The organism is Clostridium sp. (assembly GCF_016650095.1).
Taxonomy (GTDB): domain Bacteria; phylum Bacillota; class Clostridia; order Clostridiales; family Clostridiaceae; genus Clostridium_AD.
Map to the genome: position 1 here is coordinate 1 of NZ_JAENWL010000236.1, position 5,961 is coordinate 5,961.

A 5,961-nucleotide genomic window follows, 5' to 3' on the forward strand; every position below is an offset into this window, starting at 1 on the left:
CATTGTTTCTACTATGGAATTAATAGAAGAGAATTTTAAGTTTCATAAGATAGAAATTAATCTGAAAAAAACAGAGGATGTTGAGGCATATGGATACTCAAATCATTTTTCACAAGTAATCTTCAATATAATTAATAATGCGATTGATGCATTAGTAGAATCTAATTCTGAAGATAAAAAAATTGAAATTGAAATAACAAGTAATGGGTTTTTTAATACAGTGGAAATAAAAGATAATGCTGGAGGTATTGATGAACTAATAGCAAAAGGGATATTTGAACCGTATTTTACTACAAAACAGAATAAACAGGGGACAGGGCTTGGATTATATATGTCTAAAATGATTATTGAAAAGAATTTTAATGGAAGTATAAAATTTTCGAATACAGATGATGGAGCTTGTTTTAATATATCTATTCCAGTAAAGGAGATTGATAAAGATGCTTATTAAACAGGAAGAAAGTTTACTCTCTAACCTTAAAGTCTTATATGTGGAAGATGAAGAATCTCATAGAGAGCAACTAGGTATATTTTTGAAAAGAAGAGTTGGTAAATTATATCTAGCAGAGAATGGAGAAGATGGGTTAAATAAGTTTAAAGAATTTAACCCTGATATTGTTATTACGGATCTTAAGATGCCAGAAATGGGCGGAATAGAAATGTCAAAGAAAATAAGAAAAATAGACAAAAGCTGTGCAATAATTATTACTACAGCTTTTTCAGATGTTGAAACGATACTTTCAGTAGTAAATGTAGGAATAGATAATTATGTAATAAAGCCTATAAAAAATGATGAGTTAATGGAAGCTCTGGAAAATGCAGCAATTAAAGTATTTACGCAAAGACAAGATGAAACTATTATAAATGATAGTACTATTCTTAGTAAAACGTTGAAAACTGAAGTAGAAATAAAAATTAAAAATTTGTTTGCGAGATTCATTAAAACAAATACAGGGAAAGGGCCTAAGGATATAACTGTATTTATTAGTGGAAATATAATAGAGATTAAGGCATTTGATACACTTACCTTATTTGAAAAAAAGTTACTAGATAATAGTAAAAATTATTCGATGATAAATTATAATAGGCAAGCTTTTTATTTGGACAGAAAAGAGGAAGTTGAAGAAATTATTAAAGAAGCTTTAGTATCAGATTTAACATTAAAAGAAGTGATTATTGATTCTAATAATAATGTAGATACGATAATAATTAGCATAAAATAAAATGTATCTTTTTATTTTATGATTTTCCTTAAAAAAATATTAATATATTTATTTAGACATTTTTTTGGCATTGGGGGTGAGAACATGTTAAATATTGGACAAATTCTAGATAAAAAATACGAAATAATAAAGGTTTTAGGACAAGGCGGTATGGGGACGGTGTATCTTTGCAAGAATACTAGGTTAGGAAATTTTTGGGCAGTAAAGGAAGTAAATGGTCAATGGAAAAGCAAAATAGATTTTCTTGCGGAACCCAATATACTAAAGAACTTAAGTCACATAGGAATTATACGAATTATTGATAAATTCTATGAAAAGGATAATTTATACATATTGGAGGACTTTATTGAAGGGGAGACCTTAAAGGAGCATTTGGAAGTAAATGGACCGCTTACTGCTGAGATTGTATTAGACATATCACTTCAGCTGTGTAGTATATTATCTTACCTTCATAGCTTTAATCCACCAATTGTATATAGGGATTTAAAGCCATCTAATATAATGATAAAGACAAACAACAAGGTAGTACTTATCGGCTTTGGAATAGCACGCACCTATAAGGAAAATCAACAAGGTGACACTAGGATTTTAGGCTCGATGGGTTACATAGCACCAGAACAACTTGTAAGCACTCCATCAAATGCTCAAACGGATATTTATTCTCTTGGTGCCACTATGTTTTTTATGCTTACAGGAAAATCCATAAACCTACCCACAGAGTTTATGACTCCGGAAAATTATCCTGAGCATGTGGATAAGAGATTAATTAAAGTTATTCAAAAGGCTTCAGCAATAGAGCCTGAATGTCGCTATAGTGATGTAAAACTGATGATTACTGAGCTTAATGCCATTAAAACTGATGGAGAATACGAAAAAACAATGTTTATGAATTCTCATGAATCTGTTACTGAGAATTCCAAAACGCTTTTACTAGATGATAAAAAGACTAGTAAGGGGACTAAAATAATTATAATAGCAGTGATAGCATGTATAATAGCTTTGGTTATTGCTTTAGCTACGACGCCTATTCATTGAACAGGCGTCATATTTTTTGATTTAGGTGCTTTTTCAATCCTGTAATAAAAAATTATAGTTCTCTTTTATAAAATTCAATATTACAGATGCAATTAATGATTGACCGTCGGTATTCGGATGTATCCCATCTTTGCATAAAAGCTGGCTATAATCGCTATACTTTAAGAACTCTGAGCGTACATCTATAAGCGCCGTGCTAGTTTCGTTAGCTACCTCAGTAATCATTTTACTATATGAATTATGCCATGTGAAAAGACGATCCTTAGAGCCTAACCAATGTAAAATATTTTGCTCGGAAGTAGAATCTTCTTTAGTAATCCATTTGAAGTATTTTAAAGGATCGAGTGGTGGCAAAGTCAGAAGTACAGGGAATATATGATTAATTTTCAATGTGTCTATCATTTCACTTAGTGTTTCACGAAAAGTAAAAATATCAGTATTTGGATTGTAATCCATGTCTGGATATTTAGCAATGTCATCCCATTTATAGTCACAGTCATTGCCACCAAATTCTATTAAAACTATATCAGGTGACTTTTTGATGACATCGTTATACATCTTACGTGCGCCCCTTATAATCGTATTGCCAAATTTGCCTGCATTGTATACGGGACCTTTCATTTTATCTCCTAAGATACTTGTAAAGTTCTCTTTTAAAGTTGCATATTTAGATTTTTCATCATCGTAAATAATTCCCTTTGTAATAGAATCACCATATGCTACAAAAATGTAACTATCTTTTATATCCATAATATACCTCCATAAAATAAATAGTAAGTGCATAAATTTATCAGATGCTTATTAATAATATACCACATTAATATAAGGGATTCAATACATAGTTATTAAAACTACATATTGTTAATATGTTTTTATTTTTTAATTATTAAAATAACAAAGGAATTGAAAATATTTAATCGAATTAGTTATAATAGTAATAAAATTATGTTTATATCTAATTACATATAGAAAGGAGCTTTTTAATGGAGGATAAGCAAAAGAAGAATAAACACTTCAAAATAATGGAGATTGATCCATATCTCAAACCATTTGAAAGGGATATTCAACTTAGAGTGGAACGTTATACATCTTGTAAAAAAAAGTTATTAGGTAATAATAAAAGCTTTGAGTCTTTTGCGAATGGAGATTTATTTTACGGGTTTCATTTAACCCGAGATGGATGGGTTTATAGAGAATGGGCTCCTGAGGCCGATGCTCTTTATTTAATTGGTGATTTTAATAATTGGGATCCAGAGTCGCATCCATTGCAAAAAAAAGAAAATGGAAATTGGGAGATCTTCTTGCCAGGGTTACAGGCATTAAAGCATTTGTCACATGTTAAGGTAAGGATAGTAGCTAAAAATGTATCAAGAGATAGAATTCCTCTTTATATAAAGCGTACGGTGCAGAATCTTAAGACACACGATTTTGTAGGACAAATTTGGCAACCAGATTATTCATTTAAGTGGCAAGATAGTGAATTTCATGTTGATACCAGCAAATCATTGTTTATATATGAGGCTCATGTAGGTATGGCACAAGAAAAAGAAGGTATGGGTACTTTTAATGAATTTACAGAAATTATGCTTCCAAGGGTAAAAGCTGCTGGATACAATACTGTGCAACTTATGGCAGTAATGCAACACCCTTATTATGCATCATTTGGTTACCAAGTATCCAATTTTTTTGCTGTTTCTTCCTGGTTTGGAACCCCAGAGGAGCTTAAAGTATTAATAAATAAGGCTCACCTTATGGGTATTGCAGTATTACTTGATTTAGTACACTCGCATTCAATTAAGAATATAGCGGAGGGTATTAATGAGTTTGATGGAACTGATTATCAATTTTTCCATACTGGTGTTAAAGGTAATCATCCAGCTTGGGGTACAAAACTCTTTAACTATGGGAAACCAGAAGTTCTTCATTTTCTTTTGTCAAACATTAAGTTTTGGCTAGAGGAATACCATTTTGATGGGTATCGATTTGATGGTGTGTCCTCTATGTTATATCACCACCAAGGACTTGGAGTATCATTTTCGGATTACAGTAAATACTTTAGTATGGATACTGATACAGAAGCAATTACTTATCTTCAATTTGCTAACGATTTAATAAGGGAAGTCGAGCCAAATTCAATAACAATTGCAGAGGATATGAGTGGAATGCCTGGAATGTGTTTGCCAGTTAATTTTGGTGGTATAGGCTTCGACTACCGTTTGTCTATGGGTGTACCTGATCTTTGGGTGAAAATATTAAAAGAGCTACCAGATGAAAAATGGAGTATGAATCAGATATGGTATGAACTAACGAGTAGGAGGCCTAAGGAAAAAAATATAGGGTATTCTGAATCTCATGACCAGGCACTTGTAGGGGATAAGACATTAATGCTCCGTTTAAGTGGTAAGGATATTTATTTCCATATGGAGAAAAATGATGATAATTTAATTATAAGCAGAGCAATTGAACTTCATAAACTTATTAGATTTATTACGATAACTTTAGGTGGAGAAGGCTATTTAAATTTCATGGGTAATGAATTTGGTCATCCAGACTGGATTGACTTCCCAAGAGAAGGTAACAATTGGAGTTACAAATACGCAAGAAGACAATGGAGTCTAATGGAAAACAAAGAGCTTAAATATGAATATTTATCAAATTTTGATAGAGAAATGGTTGCTTTATTGAAAACCAATAATGTCTTAAGTGCAACTGATGTTGAAAATCTTTGGACAGATGAAGAACATAAATTACTGGCTTTTCGAAAAGGTGGGTTGGTATTTCTATTTAATTTTAACGCATCTGTTTCTTTCTCTGAGTATGAACTCCCAACTGGCGAAATGGGTGAATATAAAATTGTGTTTAATAGCGATGAAGAAGTATTTGGTGGCTCCTCTAGAATTGCAACAGATTACATTTACCACACCAAGAAGCTTTCGCATAGGGAAAATAAAATTGGAGTTACTATATATTCACCTAGTAGAACTGTGATGGTTTTAAAGAAATTGATGAAATAATAGTGAAAATAATTAGATGATAATATCTTTAAATAATTTTGATTAAAAGGAGGAAGGTGCTAATATGAAAATAGTTGTTTTAGATGGATATACTTTAAATCCCGGCGATCTAACATGGGAAGGGTTAGAAAGTATTGGAAATGTAACAATATATGATCGTACTGCTTGCATTCAAGGCGACATAAACTTGATAATAGAAAGAGCAAAGGAGGCGGAAATAGTTTTCACAAACAAAACTCCACTGTCTAGAGAAGTTTTAGAACAGCTTCCTAACTTGAAATTTATCGGAGTTCTAGCAACTGGTTACAATGTAGTAGATGTAGAAGCAGCAAAAGAAAAAGGAATTAAAGTGTCAAATATTCCTACTTATGGTACAGATGCTGTTAGCCAAATGGCAATAGCACTTCTGCTTGAAATGTGTCATCATATAGGTGCTCATAGTGATTCAGTAAAACGAGGAGAATGGTCAAATAACATAGATTGGTGCTACTGGAATTATCCATTAATTGAGCTTTCAGGAAAAACCATGGGTATTATTGGATATGGAAAGATTGGTAAAATGACCGGTAAAATAGCTCAAGCTATAGGTATGAACATAATAGCATTTGATTCATATCAGAACAAAGACTTAGAATGTGCTACAATGAAATATGTGGATATGGATACTCTACTTACTAATTCGGATGTTA

The 5,961-nt window shown here is 31.7% G+C and carries 6 protein-coding genes; 5 read left to right on the forward strand and 1 reads right to left on the reverse strand.

The genetic code is table 11. The features are described 5' to 3' along the window. The 3 genes from JJE11_RS13065 to JJE11_RS13075 all read left to right on the forward strand — a co-directional run. Positions 1-451 (forward strand): HAMP domain-containing sensor histidine kinase (locus JJE11_RS13065; protein WP_291636310.1); only part of this gene is annotated, 451 nt, incomplete at its 5' end. Beyond that, entirely contained in the window at positions 441-1,223 is a 783-nt protein-coding gene (locus JJE11_RS13070; protein WP_291636312.1) for a Na-translocating system protein MpsC family protein, read from the forward strand. The genes JJE11_RS13065 and JJE11_RS13070, both read left to right, overlap by 11 nt. An 84-nt stretch (positions 1,224-1,307) precedes the next feature. Continuing rightward, positions 1,308-2,258, forward strand: coding sequence for a serine/threonine-protein kinase (locus JJE11_RS13075; protein WP_291636314.1), 951 nt, complete (start codon positions 1,308-1,310; stop codon positions 2,256-2,258). Positions 2,259-2,291: 33 nt separating this feature from the next. Here JJE11_RS13075 and JJE11_RS13080 read toward each other — a convergent pair whose 3' ends face one another. After that, positions 2,292-3,008: an SGNH/GDSL hydrolase family protein gene (locus JJE11_RS13080; RefSeq protein ID WP_291636316.1), complete on the reverse strand. Its 717-nt coding sequence runs from the start codon at positions 3,006-3,008 to the stop codon at positions 2,292-2,294. 233 nt (positions 3,009-3,241) lie between these two features. Between JJE11_RS13080 and JJE11_RS13085 the strand changes: the two genes are divergently transcribed. Then, positions 3,242-5,272: an alpha-amylase family glycosyl hydrolase gene (locus tag JJE11_RS13085; RefSeq protein ID WP_291636318.1), complete on the forward strand. Its 2,031-nt coding sequence runs from the start codon at positions 3,242-3,244 to the stop codon at positions 5,270-5,272. 64 nt (positions 5,273-5,336) lie between these two features. Continuing rightward, positions 5,337-5,961 (forward strand): NAD(P)-dependent oxidoreductase (locus tag JJE11_RS13090; RefSeq protein ID WP_291636320.1); only part of this gene is annotated, 625 nt, incomplete at its 3' end.